The organism is Bosea sp. 29B, assembly GCF_902506165.1.
GTDB lineage: Bacteria > Pseudomonadota > Alphaproteobacteria > Rhizobiales > Beijerinckiaceae > Allobosea.
Genome location: NZ_LR733817.1, coordinates 2422543 through 2441259 on the forward strand (window position 1 = coordinate 2422543; position 18717 = coordinate 2441259).

An 18717-nucleotide genomic window follows, 5' to 3' on the forward strand; every position below is an offset into this window, starting at 1 on the left:
TGAACACGACGTTCCGACGTAGCACTCGGCGCTCTCAGGGGCCTTATGGACCGGCGGCATGGTCATGGGTTCCGGGCTCAGGCCTTCGGCCTGCCCCGGAAAGACAGTGCGCGGTAAATCCCGCTTGCGGCGCGCTTCGATTTGTCATTATTCTCATTCGTATACGAACGATCTCGGTGGCCGTGACGATCAGGACGATCAGGCGCGCCTCGCCCCGCTCGGGCGAGCCATGAGGGCGACGCAGCGCTTCACGCTTCGCGTCAACGGCGCGAGCCATGAGGTCGAGGGCGAAGCCCGGACGCCGCTGCTGTTCTTCCTGCGCAACGACCTCTGCCTCAACAGTCCGAAATTCGGCTGCGGCCTTGGCGAATGTGGCGCCTGCACGGTGCTGATCGACGGTCAGGCGGCGCGCGCCTGTGCCCTGCCGGTCAGGTTGGCGGCGGAGCGCGAGATCGTCACGCTCGAAGGGCTCGGCAGCGTGGAAGCGCCGCACCTAATCCAGCAGGCCTTCATCGATGCGCAGGCGGCGCAATGCGGCTATTGCATCGCCGGCATGGTGATGACGGCGAAAGCCTTCCTCGACGTGCAGCCCAATCCGAGCGAGGCGGAGGTGCGCGAGGCACTGCGCCATAATCTCTGTCGCTGCGGCACCCATGTCGAGATCGTCAGGGCGGTGATGCTCGCCGCCGAGCACAGCCGGCAGGATGCGGCGGCGTCATGAGCGAACCCATCTCCCGCAAGGCGCTGTTGAAGCGCGCCGGCGTGATCGGCGTTGTGGCGCCGCGCAAGGGCGCAGCCGCGGACGCCGCGCCGGAGGACGGGCTTGACCTGCATGTCTGCCTGACGGCGGAAGGCCGCGTCCTCGCTTTCAACGGCCATGTCGACCTCGGTACCGGCATCCGCACGGCGCTGGCCCAGATGGTGGCGGAGGAGCTCGATTTCCCGCTTGCGGCCGTCGAGATGGTGCTCGGCGACACCACCGCGACGCCCGATCAGGGCCCGACCATCGCCAGCGAGACGATCCAGGTCACCTCGGTCGCGATACGGATCGCGGCGACCCAGATTCGCGCCAGATTGATCACGCTCGCGGCTGCTGCGCTCAGTTGCGGCGAGGACGAGATCGCGCTGAGCGAGGGCGTGATCTCGCGCAAGGGTGAGACGGTCCCCGCCATCGCGCTCGATGCGCTGCTCGCCAATGAGCGCATCCTGCTGCCGCTGGCCGAGAGCGCTGAGTTCAAGCAGGTCGACCAGCACAAGCTGGTCGGCCGCTCGGTCGCCCGCGTCGACATCCCCGCCAAGGTCACCGGCAGCTTCGCTTACGTCCATGACGTCCGCGTCGCCGGCATGCTGCATGGCCGGGTGGTGCGCCCGCCCTATGCCGGCATGGATGCCGGCGATTTCGTCGGCTGGAGCCTGATCTCGGTCGATCGCGACTCGATTGCCGACGTGCCCGGCATCCGCGCCGTGGTGGTCGAGGGCGATTTCATTGGTATCGTCGCCGAGCGCGAGGAGCAGGCGGCGGAAGCGGCGCTGAAGCTGAAGGCGCAATGGCGCGACTTCACCCCGCCCGACCTCTCCGATCTCGGCCAGGCGCTGCGCGCCCATCCCTCGACGCCGCGCCTGCTCGCCGAGGAGGGCGATGTCGAGACGGCGCTGGAGGGCCTCGAGACCCGGCTCGACCGATCTTACGTCTGGCCCTACCACATGCACGGCTCGATCGGCCCGTCCTGTGCCGTCGCCGATGTGCGCGAGGGCGGGATCACTGTCTGGACCGGCAGCCAGAACCCCTATCCGCTGCAGAACGACCTTGCCGTGCTCACCGGCCTGCCGAAGGAGCGGATCGACGTCATCCGCTTCGAGGCCGCCGGCTGCTATGGCCGCAACTGCGCCGACGACGTCGTCGCCGATGCGGTGCTGCTGTCGCGGGCGGTCGGCGCTCCGGTGCGGGTCCAGCTCACTCGCGAGCAGGAGCATCTCTGGGAGCCGAAGGGCGCGGCCCAGCTGATCGACATCAAGGGCGGGCTCGGCCCCGGCGGCTCGCTGAAAGCCTACGACTTCCACACCTGGTACCCGTCCAATGCCGCGCCGACCCTGGCGCTGCTGCTGACCGGGCGGATCCCGAACCAGCCGGCGACGCTGCGGATGGGCGATCGCACGGCGGTGCCGTCCTACAACTACGAGAACATGCGGCTGACGGCTTATGACATGCCGCCGATCATTAGGGCGTCCTGGCTGCGCGGCGTCTCGGCCATGCCGAACGTCTTCGCCCATGAGAGCTATATCGACGAGCTCGCGCATGAGGCCGGCGTCGACCCCGTCGACTTCCGCCTGCGCCACATCAATGACGAGCGCGCCGCCGAGCTGACGCGGGCGACGGCCGAGCGGGCGAACTGGCAGCCGCATGTCGGCCCGCGCATGCAAGCCGACGGCGAGGTGCTGCGCGGGCGCGGCTTCGCCCAGGCGCGCTATGTCCATGGCAGCTGGCCGGGAGTCGGCGCCGCCTGGGCCGCCTGGGTCGCCGATGTCGCGGTCAATCGGACGACCGGCGAGGTCACGGTCAATCGCGTCACCGTCGGCCAGGACACCGGCATGATGGTCAACCCCGCCGGGGTGACGCACCAGATCCACGGCAATGTCTTGCAATCGACCAGCCGGGTGCTGCGCGAGGAGGTGACGTTCTCGCAGACCACGGCCGTCGCCAGCCGCGACTGGGGCTCCTATCCGGTGCTGACCTTCCCGGAGCTGCCGGCGATCGACGTCATGCTGATGGACCGGCAGCATCTGCCGCCGATGGGCGCGGGCGAGTCGGCCTCGGTCCCGAGCGCGGCGGCGATCGTCAACGCGGTCTATGATGCGACCGGGGTGCGCTTTCGCGAGTTGCCGCTGACGCCGGAGCGCGTGCTCGCCGGCCTCAACGGCTCGATGCTGCTGAAAGCCCCGCCGCGCGAGCCGGCAAAACGCCAGCCCTGGTGGAGCAAGCTCGGCGCCGCGGTCGCGGGAGCAGCGACCTTCGCCGCGGTCTCGCTCGCCTTCGCCCCGTCGATCGCCCCGATCGCCCGGCCGGACCCTTCGACCTGGTCGGCGGCGACGATCGAGCGCGGCCGCCAGCTCGCGGCGCTCGGCGCCTGCGCCGTCTGCCATACCGGCAAGGACGGCGTGCCTTATGCTGGCGGCTTCGCACTGCCGACGCCCTTCGGCACGGTGATGACCACCAACATCACGCCCGATGTCGAGACCGGCATCGGCACCTGGTCCTATGCCGCCTTCGAGCGGGCGATGCGCGCCGGCCTGCATCGCGACGGCCGCCAGCTCTATCCGGCCTTCCCCTATCCGAGCTTCGCGAAAGCGAGCGAGGCCGATCTGCAGGCGCTCTACGCCTTCCTGATGTCGCAGCCGGCGGTGCGGCAGGAGAACGAGCCGAGCAAGCTCACCTTTCCCTTCAACCTGCGCCCATTGCTGGCCGGCTGGAACCTGCTGTTCAATCGCGGCGGCGAGCTGAAATCCGATCCCGCCCGCTCCGCCGAATGGAATCGCGGGCGCTATCTCGTCGACGGCCTCGGCCATTGCGGCGCCTGTCACACGCCGCGCAACGCGCTCGGTGCCGAGAAGGGCGGCAGCGCCTATCTCGCTGGCGGCGAAGCCGAGGGCTGGGTGGCGCCGGCGCTGACAAAGCTCTCGGCCGGGCCGATCCCGTGGAGCGAAGCCGAACTCTACGCCTATCTGAAAACCGGCACCTCGCAGCAGCACGGCGCAGCCTCGGGCCCGATGGCGCCTGTCATCGCCGAGCTGAAAGAGCTGCCCGACGCCGATATCCGAGCGATGGCGACCTATCTGGCTTCCTTGAACGAACCTCTACCCGCAGCCGAAGCCGAAGCGCTGGCGGCGCGGATCGAGCAGCAGACGGCGCGGGTCAACAATCCCGCGACCTCGCCGGTTGCGCGCCTCTATGACGGCGCCTGCGCCGCCTGCCACGAGACCGGCCGCGCCGCGCCTCTGCTCAATGCCGGCCCGATGCTGGGCCTCTCATCCAAGCTGCATGCCGCGACGCCGACCAACCTCGTCAACATGCTGCTCGAAGGCGGCCAGCACGGCATCGGCTCGATGCCGTCCTTCGCGACCGCGCTCGACGATCGGCAGCTTGCCGAGTTGGCGGCCTATCTGCGCGGGCGCTTTGCGCCGGAGAAGCCGGCCTGGAGCGATGTCGAGGGTACGATTGCCCGGGCACGCAAGGCGGCGCACTGAGCGCGCAGGTTCGGGCCACTCTTGCGATTCCGGACGGCGGAAACCGGGCCCGCTGGTCGAGCGAGCCCGGCCGATCGTTCAGGCCGTGGCGTGCGGCTCGTGCCGGTAGTCCCAGACCGCCCAGGCCGAGACGAGCGCCGTGAGCAGGCCGAGGATCAGATGCGTCCGGAACGCGCCGGTATTGCCGGTGAAGCCGAGCACCCAGGGCGCGGCGATCAGCCAGAGGCCGAGCGCCAGGTTCACCCATTCCTCCCATTCCGCGAAGGCGGTGAGCGCCGCGATCGCGATCAGGGCGAGCACGGCCCCGACGAGCCAGGCATTGCGGGTCGGCATGGTGTCGGCCAGGAAACCCATCATCCAGGGCGAGATGAACAGGAGTGCGCCGAGGATCAGGTTGAGCCAGTCCTGCGGCCGTTTTCCACTCATATTCGCGGTTAACATGATCACCTCCATCGGTGAAGATCATCCAACCACGGCGCCTCACGCACGAGGCGCTTGGTCGCGATCATTATACGCCTAAGATAGAAGCAGCTCAAGGACTGGGCGATAAACGGACATGGCCGGCGAGAGCCGGCCATGAGACGCCTGACGACTTTGTGCAGGTAGTATTCGACTTCGCCGTGACTTGGCGAGCCGCGCGGCTCATTTGGCCGTGAGCAGTTCCTTGACCTGCAGCAGCACCAGCTCGTTGTCATCCGCCTTCTTCGGATCGCGCGACGACGAGAACGGCAGATTGTTGTCGTTGCCGACGACGATGATGCCGTTGGCGAGATCGACCACGTCGACGTTCTCGATGGTGAAGAACGGGAAGGGCAGCACGCCGTCGATCGCGCCCTGCTTCGCCTTCTTGTCGGGATCGGCGATCTTCATCAGGTCGATATAGCCGACCTTGCGCACGGGCTTGCCGACATTGGCGTCGGTCATCTCGATCTTCACGATCCGCTTGAACTTGGCGAGGTCGTGGAAGCAGTCCGGGCCCTTCTGGCCGGCAGCGCAAGCGCGGTCGGCGGTGCCCTCGCCGTTATCGCGCTCGATGATCAGCGCGGTGGTGGCGTCGATCATGTTGAAATCGCCGATGGCGAGGCCTTTCTGCTCCAGCGGGAAGAACCAGGAGCGGCCGGTCCACTTCTCGTTCTGCACGTCGAATTCGAGGATGCGCAGCACTTCCTTGCCGTCGACCTCTTCATTGCCCTTGGTCTCGGCGTTCCAGAGCGGGCCTTCCAGCAGCGGATAGAGGAAGCGGCCGTCCGGGGACTGCGCCATGCCCTCATAGCCCTTGGAGCGGCGGACATTGAACTCGACCGGCAGGTTCGGCGCAGCCGGCGTGGTCACGGCGTAATGGTCGGGCGAGCGGGCCGGCTTGCCGTCGACGGTGGTTTCGAACACCGCCTCGACCTTGCCGTTGGCGTCGACGCGGATCAGGTAGGGGCCGAACTCCTCGCCGATCCAGTACTTGCCGCCGATCGGCTGGATCGATTCCGGATCGAAATCCGCGCCGGTCAGATAGCGCTTCTCGGTGCCTTCATGGACGATGCGGAACGGCACCTTCTTGTCGGGATCGTGCAGGAAGGTGGTCGCGGTGCGCTCGATCTTGCCGCCCTCGAAATCGGCCTTGAGCTTATGGAAGAACAGCATCGCGTCCGGCGAGTTCGCCTTGGCGCCGAAGCCGTTGTCGGTCAGCACCAGGAACTCGCCATTGCCCAGCGAGCGGATGCCGGAGAAGCCCTGCACCGGCTGGCCGGCGAAGGGGGTGGAGAGGCCGGTCGGACGGCCGCCCGAGGTGCCCATTACCGCGCCGACCTGCTCGACGCGCTTGCCCGGGGTGGTGAACTTGCCGGAAACCTTGAGATCGGCCGGCGCATCGGCCGGAGCCGGGATGATGGTGTTGGCCGGCAGCAGGGCATGGCCGACCAGCTTGGCCGGGAACTCCTTGGGCGCATCCTGCGCGCCGGCGAGCATGGTGGACGACAGAAGCAGGGCGGCGGCGAGGCGCAGACGCATGGAACACTCCGGGTTCAGGAAAAGCGGGACGGCCCCGCTTCGCGTCCGGAGTTTGCAGAGGCGCGACAGCGCCGTGACGCTTGCGTGACGGCGCTATCTGCCTTCCGCCTTGCGGATAGCCTCATCGAGATCCTGCCACTCATGGCAGCGGCCGCAGAGCCTGGCGAGCTTGTCGAGATTGGCCTTGGCCGAGGCCATGTCGCCGGTCTCGATGAACCATTCGCCCTGGTATTCCAGCGCTGGCAGATAGGTCGGATCGCGCACCAGCGCGGCGTCGTAGAACTGCTTCGAGACCGGGTAGTTCTTCAGCTTGCGCTGCGAGAAGGCGATCCAGTTCAGCAGCACCGGCGAATCCGGCTGATGCTTCAGCAGGGTCATCAGCTTTTCGACCGCCGGGGCGTAGTTCTTCTCCTCGATCCAGCGCCGTGCCTGACGGTAATCGGCGTCCTCGTCGAGATGGGTCCAGTCGGGGCCGACCGCCTGCGCCGTCCCGAGCGAGAGAAACAGCGCCAGCACGCCGCCGACAGAACCGCGCATCCCATCCTCCCTGCCGCCAGCCGAAACCAAAGCACGGCCCCGACGTTTCCACCAGCAGAGCACGGAGCTGCAACGTGACGACGACATTCAAGACGGACACCAAGGTGACCTGGCGCTGGGGCGCCCACACGGCCAGAGGCCGCGTCGAACAGGTCTTCACCGAACCGGTGACCCGCACGATCAAGGGCATTGAAGTCCGACGCAACGCCTCGCCGGAAAACCCGGCCTATCTGGTGACGCAGCCGCGCGGCGGCTACGCGCTGAAGTCGCACAGCGAACTCGAGGAAGACAGATGAGCATCGCCCATGTCGACCTGACCCCGAAGCATCGCGTCGCCGAGAATGCCGGGATGGGCCTGCGCCTGCGCCTGCGCCGTGAGTTCAACCGCGGCGGCACCGTGATCGGCGTCGCCCGGGCGCGCGATCTCAGCAACCGCCGCCGGCTGAGCGCCGAGACGGTCGAGCGCATGGTCAGCTAGGCGACCGCTTCGGCATCGCTCGTCGGAGGCTGCGGGCGCTCCGTCCGCAGCAGCTCGCAGAACTCGCTGATGAAGGATGGGAACGATGCTCGTTCCGCCCCTTCCGACATGCGCCAGCGTACGATGAAGGCCTCGACCTCCGTCGCATCGGGCGAGCTCCCGTCCCCCACCATGCCCACTTCTTTCGAGTGTATTTTATGGTAAGCTCACGTTAAAGTTGAAATCATTTCTCCTGTCAACTCCTGTCACCAATGCGCTCACGCCAGCGCCGCGCCCTCTCGCATCCGCCGCAAATCGCGCCCATATTCCGGCCATGCCCAAGAGCACCGACAACACCACCGACACTGCCCCCAGCAAGGCAAAGGCCGCGAAGAAATCCGCCGCGACTCGCACGCCGAACTCGAAGGCGAGCAAGCCCGAGCTCAAGCCGCTCGACGGCTATCTCGCCGACCTGCTCAACCCGGCGATCAACCGCGGCAAGGCGGTGCCGGGCGGCGCGTCAGGCTTCAGCGACACACCGCAGGCCGGTTACGAGGCGCGGCCGAGCGCGCCGGGCGAGAGCAAGCCGCGAAAACTCTCCAAAAAAGCCGATGCCGCCTTCGATCCTGACAGCGACAGCGCGGCCTCGCTGACGGCGAAGTCGCTGCAGGCGCTGCTCGAGACCGGCAGCCCCTTCATCGAGCCCGGCAAGCCCTGGACGCCGCACCGGCCCGATCGTCCCGAGAAGTCGGAGGGCGGCGTCCGCTTCCAGATGAAGTCGGATTTTGAGCCGGCCGGCGACCAGCCGACCGCGATCGCCGATCTCGTCGACGGCGTCCGCCGGCAGGAGCGCGACCAGGTGCTGCTCGGCGTCACCGGCTCGGGCAAGACCTTCACCATGGCGCAGGTGATCGAGAAGACGCAGCGCCCGGCGCTGATCCTGGCGCCGAACAAGACGCTGGCGGCCCAGCTCTATGGCGAGTTCAAGAGCTTCTTCCCCGACAACGCGGTCGAGTACTTCGTCTCCTATTACGACTATTACCAGCCGGAGGCCTACGTCCCGCGCTCGGACACCTATATCGAGAAGGAATCCTCGATCAACGAGCAGATCGACCGCATGCGCCATTCGGCGACGCGCTCGCTGCTGGAGCGCGACGACGTCATCATCGTCGCCTCGGTCTCCTGCATCTACGGTATCGGCTCGGTCGAGACCTACACGGCGATGACCTTCTCGCTGAAGCTCGGCGAGCGCATCGAGCAGCGCCAGCTGATCGCCGACCTCGTGGCGCTGCAATACAAGCGCACCCAGCATGACTTCGCCCGCGGTTCGTTCCGAGTGAGGGGCGACACGGTCGAGCTCTTCCCGGCCCACTATGAGGACCGCGCCTGGCGCATCGGCCTGTTCGGCGACGAGGTCGAGTCGATCTCGGAATTCGATCCGCTGACCGGGCAGAAGACCGGCGAGCTCGAATTCATCAAGGTCTACGGCAATTCGCACTACACCACGCCGCGCCCGACGCTGAACCAGGCGGTCAAGTCGATCAAGGAGGAGCTCAAGGGCCGGCTCGACGAGCTCAACCGCATGGGCCGCTATTTGGAGGCGCAGCGGCTCGACCAGCGCTGCACCTTCGACATCGAGATGATCGAGGCGACTGGCTCCTGCAACGGCATCGAGAACTATTCGCGCTACCTCACCGGCCGCAAGCCGGGCGAGCCGCCGCCGACCCTGTTTGAGTACCTGCCCGACAACGCCCTCGTCTTCACCGACGAGAGCCACGTCACGGTGCCGCAGATCGGCGCGATGTATAAAGGCGACTTCCGCCGCAAGGCGACTTTGGCCGAATACGGCTTCCGCCTGCCCTCCTGCATGGACAACCGGCCGCTGCGCTTCGAGGAATGGGATGCGATGCGCCCGTCCTCGGTCCATGTCTCGGCGACGCCCGGCGGCTGGGAGATGGACCAGACCGGCGGCGTCTTCACCGAGCAGGTCATCCGCCCGACCGGGCTGATCGACCCGCCGGTCGAGATCCGCCCGGCCAAGCACCAGGTCGCCGACCTCTTGGACGAGGTCAAGGAGGTCGCGGCCAAGGGCTACCGCACCCTCGTCACCGTGCTGACCAAGCGCATGGCCGAGGACCTGACCGAGTACCTGCACGAGAACGGCGTGCGCGTGCGCTACATGCACTCCGACATCGACACGATCGAGCGCATCGAGATCCTGCGCGATCTGCGCCTCGGCGCCTTCGACGTGCTGGTCGGCATCAACCTGCTACGCGAGGGCCTCGACATCCCCGAATGCGGCTTCGTCGCCATTCTCGACGCCGACAAGGAGGGTTTTCTGCGCTCCGAGACCTCATTGATCCAGACCATCGGCCGCGCCGCCCGCAATGTCGACGGCAAGGTCGTGCTCTATGCCGACCATGTCACCGGCTCGATGGAGCGCGCGATGGCCGAGACCAATCGCCGCCGCGAGAAGCAGGAGGCCTACAACGCCCAGCACGGCATCACGCCGCAGACGATCAAGCGCGCCATCGGCGACATCCTCGGCTCGGTCTATGAGCGCGACCATGTCACCGTCGACAAGGGCCTGGTCGAAGGCCCGACCAGCGGCCACAACCTCAAGGCCGCGATCGCCGATCTCGAGAAGCGCATGCGCGAGGCCGCTGCCGACCTCGAATTCGAGACCGCCGCCCGCCTGCGCGACGAGATCAAGCGCCTGCAGGCGACCGAACTCGCCATCGCCGACGACCCGCTCGCCCGCCAAAGCGATGTCGAATCCTCCGCCGGCAAATACCGGGGCGAGCGCAGCTACGGCGCCTCGGCCAATCTGCCGACCCGCGCCCGCAAGCCGACCGACGCCGACATGGGCCCGCACAACTGGGGCGGCGGGGAGGGGAAGCCGAAGGCGAGCGTCGCACGGCCGAGGAAGCCTACGCTGGACGAGATGGGCCCGGTGCCGGAGGCGCGGCCGAAGGGGGCGGGGGAGAGAAGGAGAAGGAGGGGGAGATAATGCACCCTCTATCCAATTTTCGGACCAGTTATGTTCACTTGACCTCCTTTAATTGACCAGCATCAATGGCAGGCTTGAGAGTTTTGGTGATTCCACCTGCGTCTTTCGAGGCAATTATTAACAATTTTCTTTCAGCTCGACTAAGCCCAAGATACAATTCAGATAAGAATCGCCTGAAATGGTAACTTCTATATTTTCCTTCCGGAACCTGATCTTCATTTGCGTCTATCAGTATGACGGTATCAAATTGAAGGCCGGCCACGTATTCTGGGGTACTCAGAATGGAACGCTTTCCTGAGTAACGCAGTTTCTCGGTGTCATCCCTCGAAGATATAGTCACAATTTCTGGATATTGAGTAACCGTCGCTGCTAGATATTCCCCAAATCTATCTGAATCCATACAAAGAATTGCAACTCGCCCCTTTCTCTGTTGGGCTTGCTTCCCAAGGTCGAGGGCGGACGTTATCGCAAGTTTATAAACCTGAAGTTTTCCATCAACGGTGCGGAACTCAGGGATGTCCCCGCTCTCCGTTGAGCTAGAGCCTTGCGGAACATCCCAATCTTCAGGAAAGTCAAGGCCAGGCGCGGCATCGTGGACCGAGCGGATTACGCGTCCTATCTCCGGGGTGTATCTGTACACTTGTAAGAGATCGATTTTTTCAGAGTTAGGTAGGCGCGCGCGCTCAAGTATCCCTTCAGAGCCATTGTCACGCTCATCACTAATATTCGTAAATGTCTCTCGCGGTGATTGTTTCGGATCGAGAGCCATTATCACCGTGGGTGGATTCTCAGCGTTTCTCAAAAGATTATGGAATATCAATCTCTCCTGCGCATTGAAAAGGTGCATCTCATCAACAAAGACTACATCGTATCCGTTCTTTTGACGTGCGGCTTCCCAGAAGAATGTTGATAAATCATTCAGATAGTCGCTAATAATTTGATCTGAGGAAATCCAGCGCTTCTCGCGCAGAGCGCTCATAAACATCGCCCAAAGAGCGAAAACGGCAGATTTTTCAGCCGCGTTGTCTAGCGGCATCATCCAGCGCAAGCGCCTAACGCGAAGGTATCGCTCCCGATCGGCAGCATGGGTGAGAATGCCCTGAGCAGCAAGTACGCAGCCGAATTCTACCAAGAGGTCCCAACTGAATAGCTTTCGCGCCGTTGAGCCGGGTGCCGCTTCCACGAGTCCAACAAAATCCTCGGTACAACCACTGCGATAGGCGATCCAATCCCCGGCTACAAACTCATCGATAACACTGGAGATTTCGCGAAGAGCAAGGCGCTTTCCGTCCTCGCTATCAATGCCAAGTGGCTCTCGATCGATTCGAGAATAATCACGATTATTTGCTAAATACAGAAGTGGTATTACTGATATATCTGAAATTGAATCTGGAAAAATATCCATCTTGCTTATCAATCTGTCGACGTTCTCAGCCATCGCCCAGCTATGGGTAACAAATAGAATTCGCTTCGGGTCTCCAGATTCATCGGCATCATATTTTGTCTTCAGTGCTTTTATAATCATGGCGAGAGTTTTGCCAGTGCCGGCGCTGCCTCTCAGTCTCAGAGGTCCCGATAAGGGGTTGTCCACAAAGCGAAGTTGATCTTTAGAGAGATGTAGTGGATACCAGTCAGAATAGGTGAATCCCTGAGATATGCTGCTCGGCTCAACGTCGCTCAGGTCTATGCTGCCCTCTGAAAAATCCTTTTTGCTGAGCGGAACAGCTGACAGTGCGAGCGGGAGTCCTTCTCTCGCGCGCTTATATACATCTAAATCAGGTTGGTAGGTTGCCAAATCCTGCATCTTAGGATCTGTCCCAAACCCATACACGTAGACGTCGGCTGAACCAAGGGGGCCTTGCTCCGCCGCTATCCGATCGGAACGTCCATATCCGAACGCAAATATGGAAATCTTATTCCCCGCATGAAACGGCATCCAGCGAGGGTTTAGGCTCACGGCGCTGTCAAAATAGCGAAACGCTATGCGCGCGCAGCGGTCAAACACCGATCTTCTATCTCTAGAATCTATTCCCTCAAACAGCCCTTGCTTTTGCCTCTGTATTATTAGGATTCTGGTGTCCGGGCTGCAGCTGTGAGTAGCTATATATATCGCCTCAGGACGTGCAATAATAAATATATCTCTCAATGAGATAAGGTCATCAAAGTTGACGAGCCAATCCGGTGCCAATGCTGACGACGAAAGGATATGTAGCGCATTCTCCGTAACAACAATAGGTATCATTTTACGCAATCCTTTCAAAAAATCTTGTAGAAGTGCTCTTGCAGCGATCTTGATAGGAATTTGGTAGACCAATATCAGTAAACACTCGCGCCAAATTTTGCATAATCGCAAATTTGTAAGGTGCGGCAATTCTTCCAACCCGGCGAGCTTTTGCCTCTCCGCTTTGAAGATCGCTTGGCTTCAATGCTATATCGCTGATATTACATTGAGAAATATGACGAAGCATCAAGAATATTCCGTCATCAGGCTCTGATTCGACATGCGGTATATGAAAAACATCACCCGGCAAGCTCGAAACGCTTGACTGGAATTCTAATGCTAGTTCGCTATCTGTTTCTGACGTGGCCTTGGCATTTTTAAGCGGGTAACATTTTCTAAGCAGATTAATATCAGGTTCCATTTTAGTGGAGAGTTCTCTAAGTTCTAGTACAGATTGGGTCAACGCTTTCAAAGAAAGGCGCTGTCCATTATCTGCAATATTCAGTTCATCGATTAATTGATCGATTCCCACCCGCTCCAGCCAGGAAATAGCAGCGAGTTCTGAAATTTCAGTTCTAATTTTTTCTTTTTCCATAAGTATAGAGTTTATTTTCTTAACAAATTTCTTTATTGTTTTTTCAATTGTTGATTCAAATTTGCTGTCCTTCCAGAAATGCCAAATATAATCTTCTGTTATTAAGGCTGGAATATAGGAAATTATTCCTCTAGTTTTCTTTCTTTCTAGATCGCAGTCTGCTGTGATTACGAGCGAGTATGTCTTCCAAGGCCTTGTATAGCTTGGACCTTCCCAGCAAAACATGTCGCCCTGCCTAAGGGGGCGGTCGCCCAATTCCGTCTCATACTCAGCATCGGAAATCATAGTGGAAGTCGCTAGTTTAGGTTCTGACGAGTGTTTCGCTTAATGCATGCGTTGATTCTGCATCAAATCCAAGATGCGGATTAAGGGCAACTCGTATCGATCAACCGAAGGTAGCTAGTGCGGGTTGCTGAGTGCGGCGCCAATGCTCACCCGTTCCGTAAAGCGTATCGGCATAAATGCCGGAACGGACGATCAGGGCCGTTGCGCTTATCCCCGCCCTCCGAACCTCCCGTATAATCCTTGCACCCATCCCCGAGGGGCGGCCGACCGGAGGCATGTCGTTTGGCGGGGTGGGCGCGGTGCCTGCGGGCGAGGGTTGCGCCTCGCTCCCGGGAGGCTTCGGGAACCGACCTGGGGGTACTACGGCCCCTGCGCGAGGAGCTCGCTAGACCGCGCCGGCTCACACCGGCGCGACAGAAGCGCGGCCCGGAGCTTTCAAATCGCCGCCTGGCGGAGCGCCACGGGGCGTGCGGATGGTGGCTCAATCCATCCGCGCCGCGTCCGTAGCTCACGGAAGCGGATCACAAACCAGCGCCTCGCGGCGCTCCGCTGCCCCTCACATGCGACAACGCCCGCAGGATGAGCCTGCGGGCGGGGAAAAGCTTGGGCGCGATCTTCCTTCTCCCCTCGGGGGAGAAGGTGGCAGCGCGAAGCGCTGACGGATGAGGGAAGTGAGGTGCTGTGCTTGAAAGCGTCTCATCCGGTCGTTCCGCCCTCATCCCCTGCCGGACCTTCTCCCCCGAGGGGAGAAGGAGGCTGAAAAACTCCCGCGCCCTTCGCCCTTGGGGGGACAGGGAGGCGAAGGGCGCGGGGCACGGCCGCCTAGAAGCGGTCGTAACGGTCGTGATGGCGGCGGCCATGGGCCGGGGCCCAGGGCGGCGGGCCGCCGCGGCGATGGCCGTAGCCATAGCCGCGGTCATAGCCGCGATGGTGGCGGCCATAGCGCTGCTGGCGCTCCATATTGCGCTGGATCTCCCACATCCGGTGCTCGCGGTTGTGCCGGACATAGGTCGCCTCGACCTTGTCGAGCGCGGCTGCGCCGCTGAAGGTTTCGCTGGCGGCGGCCGGGGTCACGGCGGCGCCGAGTGCTATCGCCGCGGCGATGAGAAGGTGTCGCATGGGGCATCTCCTTTGGTTGCCGCGATAAAAGCGGGTCTGTCCAGAACTCCGCCTGAACGGAATAGTTCGCTGGCGTTCATCTTCGTTGTGCTCCCGCAGCGCCCCGGGACGTCAGGCGTTCGGCCCGCCCTCGATCTCGCTGGCCCAGGCCAAAGCCGCATCGAAGGCGTCGGGCTTGAAGCTCCTGACCTCGACGAAGGGCACGAGCGGCCCGGCGATCGCGACCAGCGTCTCGATCCAGCCCTTGTCGGTGACCACGGCCTCGCGCGGGAAGCGATGCCATTGCAGGATCTTGCCGAAGCCGTAGCGGGCATCCCTGAGGCCGGCGCGGAAGGTCATGTCCTCGAAGCCGCTGAGGTCGGCGAGGATGCCGAGCTTTTCATGCCGCTTGAGCTTGCTCTCGATCTCGGCGATCAGCCGGTCGAAATCCGGCTCGTCGAGCGTGCCGGTGACGCGGAAGGCCGCGACATGGTCGGCGGCGGGAAGAATCTGGAGCACGGGTGCCTCCTGGTCTGCGTCAGGGACAACGCAGGGCTGCCGGCGAAGTTCGCAGGCGAACCATCGCCGGGCCGAGGCGTTGGCTTCAGGCTGGGGGGCAGACGCACGCAAAGGAGACGATGATGGCCAATGCAGGCGGCAAGCTCGGTCCGAGCATCAAGGGCAAGGGCGACGGCACCGGCGCGACGAGCACGCGGCCGGCCTCGCTTCAGGATCACAAGGTGCTCTCCAATCGCGACAAGACGCAGCTCAACCGCGGCCGCGGCCTCGACGGCAAATGGATCGAGAACGAGCAGGTCTACGAGACGCAAGGAAACCAGCGCTCGCAGGGCGAGTGAGCCTTATTTCAACGCGACGATCAGCATCAGGAAGACGAGGATGATCAGGACCTGCTTCAGGCTCCAGTTGATCCGCCGGAGCTGCTCGGCGACCAGGTCTTCCGGCTCTTCGCTATCCTGATCTGATTGGCCGGGCGCGAGGAAACCCTCGGCAGTTGGCTCCGCAGGCCGCCAGCTGATGCTCTGCACCCGGCCATGCGCCTGCGCGGGGCGGCCATCGGTCTCCGGTGCGAAATGGAAGACCGGCGGCTCCTCGTCGCCGGCGCCCTCGCGCAGCCAGAGATTGGTCGTCGCGGTCAGGGAGAGGCTGCTGGCGCGGCCCTCGGCGAGGTCCTGCCGCAGTCCTGCGAACAAGGGTTGCGGCAGGAAGAGTTCGGCGGCGAGCCGGGCGTCGAGATCGCCTTGTGCCCCCACGGGAAAGCTCAGCCGCAGCAATGGCGCGCTGTCGCCTGGGAATGAGCGGATGGTCAGGGACAAGTCCTGCGCCGGTCCGGCCTGGTCGATGCGGGCGAGCGTCGCGCCATCCGGCCGGACATGGCCTTCGATCCGGGCAGCGTCGTGCAGCACGCCATCGCGCCATTCGTGCCCGGAGATCGCGACGAGTCCATCCGCCGCGAAGGCGAGCGGCCTGGCGACGTCCTGCACGAAGGCACCGGCCGCGCCCGGCAGCGTCATCCGTCCGTCCACGATGCTGGCGCCGTCCGTCCTATCGTTCATCGCATCCCCGCCGTGAGTCGGTGCGGACGATAGCAGGTCGGCCTCGCGAAGCCAGAATGGCATGTTGTTCTACGCCGAGGGAGGAATGGCCCGCGCCGGAAAAGAAAATTTCCTTCTCCGCCCGTTCGGCGAAAGGCTCTTCCTGATCGGAGCGTACCTTTAAAAGAACGTTTGGATTGACATGCAGAACGAGGTCGCCTAGATTGCGGACGTCGTCGGGTCACCGATGGCCGCGGAGATTTGAGCGAGCAGCTTGCGCCGCGTCACCAAACGCTAAAGCGCCACGACGTGGTCGTGGGCTCCCCAGCTTGAGGAGATGAACATGACCGGCTCCGTTCTCCGCCCTGTCGAACCGCTCGTCCGTTCGATGATGTGTTGTTGTCGTCGCTGATCCAGCGCTGACGCCGTTCTGCGGCATCACCTCCGACATCACCGCAATATAGGGCGCCGCAACGCGGCGAAAATTATCATGTCGTTCCAGTCCCAGGTCATTCCCAGCCCGCCGGCCCGTCAGGCTTATGTCATCGAGATCGGCGAAACCCAGGCGGGCCTCGTCGCCCGCGGCGCCGATGAGCGCTTCTTCACCTTCATCTCCGCCTCGGCCGCCTTCGATCGGCTCGAAGGCCAGCGCTTCGCGACGCCGGTCGCGGCCGAACTGGCAGCGCGCCAGCTCGTCCGTTCGCGTCCCGGCCTGCGCTTGGCGGCCTGAGGAGCACGTCGGTGACGCTGTTCGAGACACTGCGCGCGGCATTCGCCGCCTGGTTCGAGCGGGCCGTGCCCGCCGAACCGAGCGAGCCGCGCTGGCTGGAGCGCTCCCTCGCCGAGCTCGGCGCCGAGGAGCGCCGCCGCTCGATCCGCGAGGTCACGCTCGAGCAATTGGGCATTGCGCACTGGTCGTGCCACACGCATTTCTGAGGACATGATGAACGCCCCCGTTAAGCCCGGCGCCTTTCGCGTCGAGGACATCCTTCCAGCGCCACCCTCCGACGCGATCATTCGCTTCGAGGCGGTCGGCAAGACCTTCGCCGGCCGTGACAGCCAGGAGCCGGTGACGGCTCTCGCCGGCATCGACCTCGCCGTGCCGCGCGGCAGCATCGTCGGCGTGATCGGCCGCTCCGGCGCCGGCAAGTCGACGCTGATCCGCCTCGTCAACGGGCTGGAGCGCGCCACCTCCGGCCGCATCCTGATCGAGGGTGAGGACGTCACCAATCTGACCGAGGCCGGCTGGCGCGAGCGCCGCCGTGCCACCGGCATGATCTTCCAGCATTTCAACCTGCTGTCGTCGCGTACGGTGTTCGGCAATGTCGCGCTGCCGCTCGAGATCGCCGGCGTGCCCAAGGCGAAGATCGAGGCGCAGGTCAGCCGCCTGCTCGCTCTGGTCGGGCTCGCCGACAAGCGCGAGCGCTACCCGGCCGAGCTTTCAGGCGGCCAGAAGCAGCGTGTCGGCATCGCCCGCGCCTTGGCGACCGAGCCTAAGGTGCTCCTCTGCGACGAGGCGACCTCGGCGCTCGATCCCGAGACGACCCGCGCGATCCTGGCGCTGCTCAAGCAGGTCAATCGCGAGCTCGGCATCACCATCCTTCTGATCACCCACGAGATCCCGGTGATCAAGGAGATCTGCGACCGCGTCGCGGTGATCGAGGGCGGCCACATCGTCGAGGAGGGCGAGACCTTCGAGGTGATGACAAGGCCGCGCCATCCGACCACGGCGAGCTTCGTCGAGGCGGTAACCGGCGTCGAGGTGCCCGAATACCTCGCCGGCCGCATCCATAAGCAGGCGCTCGCCGGCGACAGCGCCGTGCTGCGCATCGCCTTCACCGGCGAGAACGCGACGACGCCGGTGATCAGCCGTCTCAGCGCCGTGATCGGCGTCGACGTCAACATCCTCGCCGGCCGCATCGACGCGATCGGTGAAAAGCCCTTCGGCAGCCTGCTGGTCTCGGTGCCGGCGAGCGAGCCCGAACTCGCCGCCGTCTTCGGCGCGCTGAAATCCCTCGATCTCAAGGCGGAGCTGGTCGGCCATGTCTCCTGAACTCATCCGGCTGATCATCGAAGCGACCGGCGATACCTTGCTGATGGTCGCGATCGCCGCCGGGCTCGGCACCGCGCTCGGCCTGCCGCTCGGTGTCTTCCTGGCGACCAGCAAGAAGGGCGAGCTTTTCGCCGCGCCTGCGGTGAACGCCGTGCTCGGCGCGCTGGTCAACGCGACGCGTTCGACGCCCTTCATCATCCTGGTCGTCGCGATCATCCCGTTCACCCGGCTGATCGCCGGCACCTCGATCGGCACCTTCGCCGCGACCGTGCCGCTGACCGTGGCGGCGACCCCTTTCATCGCCCGCCTGATCGAGGGCGCCATCCGCGAGGTCGACCAGGGCCTGGTCGAGGCGGCCCGCTCGATGGGCGCGACCCCGCTGCAGATCGTCCGCAAGGTGCTGGTGCCCGAGGCGCTGCCGGCGATCGTGCTCGGCCTGACACTGGCGCTGGTCAGCCTGCTCGGCTTCTCGGCTATGGTTGGCGCCGTCGGCGGTGGAGGCTTGGGCGATCTCGGTATCCGCTACGGCTATCAGCGCTTCATGCCGGATGTGATGGCGATCGTCGTCGCCGTGCTGATCGTCCTCGTCCAGACCGTGCAGAGCGTCGGCGACCGTCTCTCGCGCCGCCTCAACAAGCGCCTGCGCCACGCCTGAGCAACCGCTT

The 18717-nt window shown here is 63.8% G+C and carries 19 protein-coding genes; 10 read left to right on the forward strand and 9 right to left on the reverse strand.

All coding sequences use genetic code 11. The features are described from left to right. The first annotated feature begins 229 nt into the window (after nt 1-229). Together GV161_RS11860 and GV161_RS11865 are read left to right on the forward strand one after the other, a co-directional pair. Nucleotides 230-721, forward strand: coding sequence for a (2Fe-2S)-binding protein (locus GV161_RS11860; RefSeq protein ID WP_152016076.1), 492 nt, complete (start codon nt 230-232; stop codon nt 719-721). Further along, a complete protein-coding gene (locus GV161_RS11865; protein ID WP_152016075.1) occupies nt 718-4242 on the forward strand; it encodes a molybdopterin cofactor-binding domain-containing protein in 3525 nt (1174 codons plus the stop codon). Before GV161_RS11860 ends, GV161_RS11865 begins: the two co-directional genes overlap by 4 nt. Before the next feature lie 78 nt (nt 4243-4320). On the opposite strand, the gene GV161_RS11870 is transcribed toward GV161_RS11865, so the two are convergent. The 3 genes from GV161_RS11870 to GV161_RS11880 form a co-directional block, all read right to left on the reverse strand. Beyond that, nucleotides 4321-4683, reverse strand: a complete 363-nt coding sequence (locus GV161_RS11870) for an SPW repeat protein (protein ID WP_193219567.1) — start codon at nt 4681-4683, stop codon at nt 4321-4323. Nucleotides 4684-4884: 201 nt separating this feature from the next. After that, the gene (locus GV161_RS11875) at nt 4885-6243 is read right to left on the reverse strand and encodes an esterase-like activity of phytase family protein (RefSeq protein WP_152016074.1); all 1359 of its coding nucleotides are present in this window, start codon (nt 6241-6243) and stop codon (nt 4885-4887) included. Nucleotides 6244-6336: 93 nt separating this feature from the next. Then, entirely contained in the window at nt 6337-6780 is a 444-nt protein-coding gene (locus tag GV161_RS11880) for a tetratricopeptide repeat protein (RefSeq protein WP_152016073.1), read from the reverse strand. 74 nt (nt 6781-6854) lie between these two features. Here GV161_RS11880 and GV161_RS11885 point away from each other — a divergent pair, with 74 nt between their 5' ends. After that, nucleotides 6855-7076, forward strand: coding sequence for a DUF2945 domain-containing protein (locus tag GV161_RS11885; RefSeq protein WP_152016072.1), 222 nt, complete (start codon nt 6855-6857; stop codon nt 7074-7076). Then, nucleotides 7073-7258 carry a hypothetical protein gene (locus GV161_RS11890; RefSeq protein WP_152016071.1) on the forward strand — a complete coding sequence of 62 codons (186 nt, stop codon included), beginning with the start codon at nt 7073-7075 and terminating at the stop codon, nt 7256-7258. Before GV161_RS11885 ends, GV161_RS11890 begins: the two co-directional genes overlap by 4 nt. On the opposite strand, the gene GV161_RS11895 is transcribed toward GV161_RS11890, so the two are convergent. Beyond that, a complete protein-coding gene (locus GV161_RS11895; protein WP_159650235.1) occupies nt 7255-7431 on the reverse strand; it encodes a hypothetical protein in 177 nt (58 codons plus the stop codon). The genes GV161_RS11890 and GV161_RS11895 overlap by 4 nt on opposite strands. 140 nt (nt 7432-7571) lie before the next feature. Between GV161_RS11895 and uvrB the strand changes: the two genes are divergently transcribed. Then, nucleotides 7572-10247 (forward strand): excinuclease ABC subunit UvrB, encoded by a 2676-nt coding sequence (uvrB, locus tag GV161_RS11900; protein ID WP_152016070.1) that lies wholly within the window; start codon nt 7572-7574, stop codon nt 10245-10247. Nucleotides 10248-10281: 34 nt separating this feature from the next. On the opposite strand, the gene GV161_RS11905 is transcribed toward uvrB, so the two are convergent. The 4 genes from GV161_RS11905 to GV161_RS11920 form a co-directional block, all read right to left on the reverse strand. After that, a complete protein-coding gene (locus tag GV161_RS11905; RefSeq protein WP_152016069.1) occupies nt 10282-12051 on the reverse strand; it encodes a hypothetical protein in 1770 nt (589 codons plus the stop codon). Nucleotides 12052-12490: 439 nt separating this feature from the next. Further along, complete coding sequence (locus GV161_RS11910; protein ID WP_152016068.1) at nt 12491-13348, reverse strand: hypothetical protein; 858 nt, start codon at nt 13346-13348, stop codon at nt 12491-12493. Nucleotides 13349-14170: 822 nt separating this feature from the next. After that, entirely contained in the window at nt 14171-14467 is a 297-nt protein-coding gene (locus GV161_RS11915; RefSeq protein ID WP_152016067.1) for a hypothetical protein, read from the reverse strand. Nucleotides 14468-14578: 111 nt separating this feature from the next. Further along, entirely contained in the window at nt 14579-14965 is a 387-nt protein-coding gene (locus tag GV161_RS11920) for an STAS/SEC14 domain-containing protein (RefSeq protein WP_152016066.1), read from the reverse strand. A 122-nt stretch (nt 14966-15087) separates the two neighbouring features. On the opposite strand from GV161_RS11920, the gene GV161_RS11925 reads away from it, so the two are divergent. After that, nucleotides 15088-15303, forward strand: a complete 216-nt coding sequence (locus GV161_RS11925; RefSeq protein ID WP_152016065.1) for a hypothetical protein — start codon at nt 15088-15090, stop codon at nt 15301-15303. A 3-nt stretch (nt 15304-15306) separates the two neighbouring features. Here GV161_RS11925 and GV161_RS11930 read toward each other — a convergent pair whose 3' ends face one another. Then, nucleotides 15307-16020: a hypothetical protein gene (locus tag GV161_RS11930; protein WP_152016064.1), complete on the reverse strand. Its 714-nt coding sequence runs from the start codon at nt 16018-16020 to the stop codon at nt 15307-15309. Between the two features lie 469 nt (nt 16021-16489). On the opposite strand from GV161_RS11930, the gene GV161_RS11935 reads away from it, so the two are divergent. Genes GV161_RS11935 through GV161_RS11950 form a run of 4 tightly spaced genes read left to right on the forward strand, consistent with a single transcriptional unit; the run spans nt 16490 to nt 18707 of the window. Next, nucleotides 16490-16729, forward strand: a complete 240-nt coding sequence (locus GV161_RS11935) for a hypothetical protein (protein WP_091835058.1) — start codon at nt 16490-16492, stop codon at nt 16727-16729. 11 nt (nt 16730-16740) lie between these two features. Further along, nucleotides 16741-16935, forward strand: a complete 195-nt coding sequence (locus tag GV161_RS11940; protein WP_152016063.1) for a hypothetical protein — start codon at nt 16741-16743, stop codon at nt 16933-16935. Between the two features lie 7 nt (nt 16936-16942). Then, nucleotides 16943-18052 carry a methionine ABC transporter ATP-binding protein gene (locus GV161_RS11945; RefSeq protein WP_152016062.1) on the forward strand — a complete coding sequence of 370 codons (1110 nt, stop codon included), beginning with the start codon at nt 16943-16945 and terminating at the stop codon, nt 18050-18052. Continuing rightward, a complete protein-coding gene (locus GV161_RS11950) occupies nt 18042-18707 on the forward strand; it encodes a methionine ABC transporter permease (RefSeq protein WP_126114307.1) in 666 nt (221 codons plus the stop codon). Before GV161_RS11945 ends, GV161_RS11950 begins: the two co-directional genes overlap by 11 nt. Nucleotides 18708-18717: the final 10 nt, after the last annotated feature.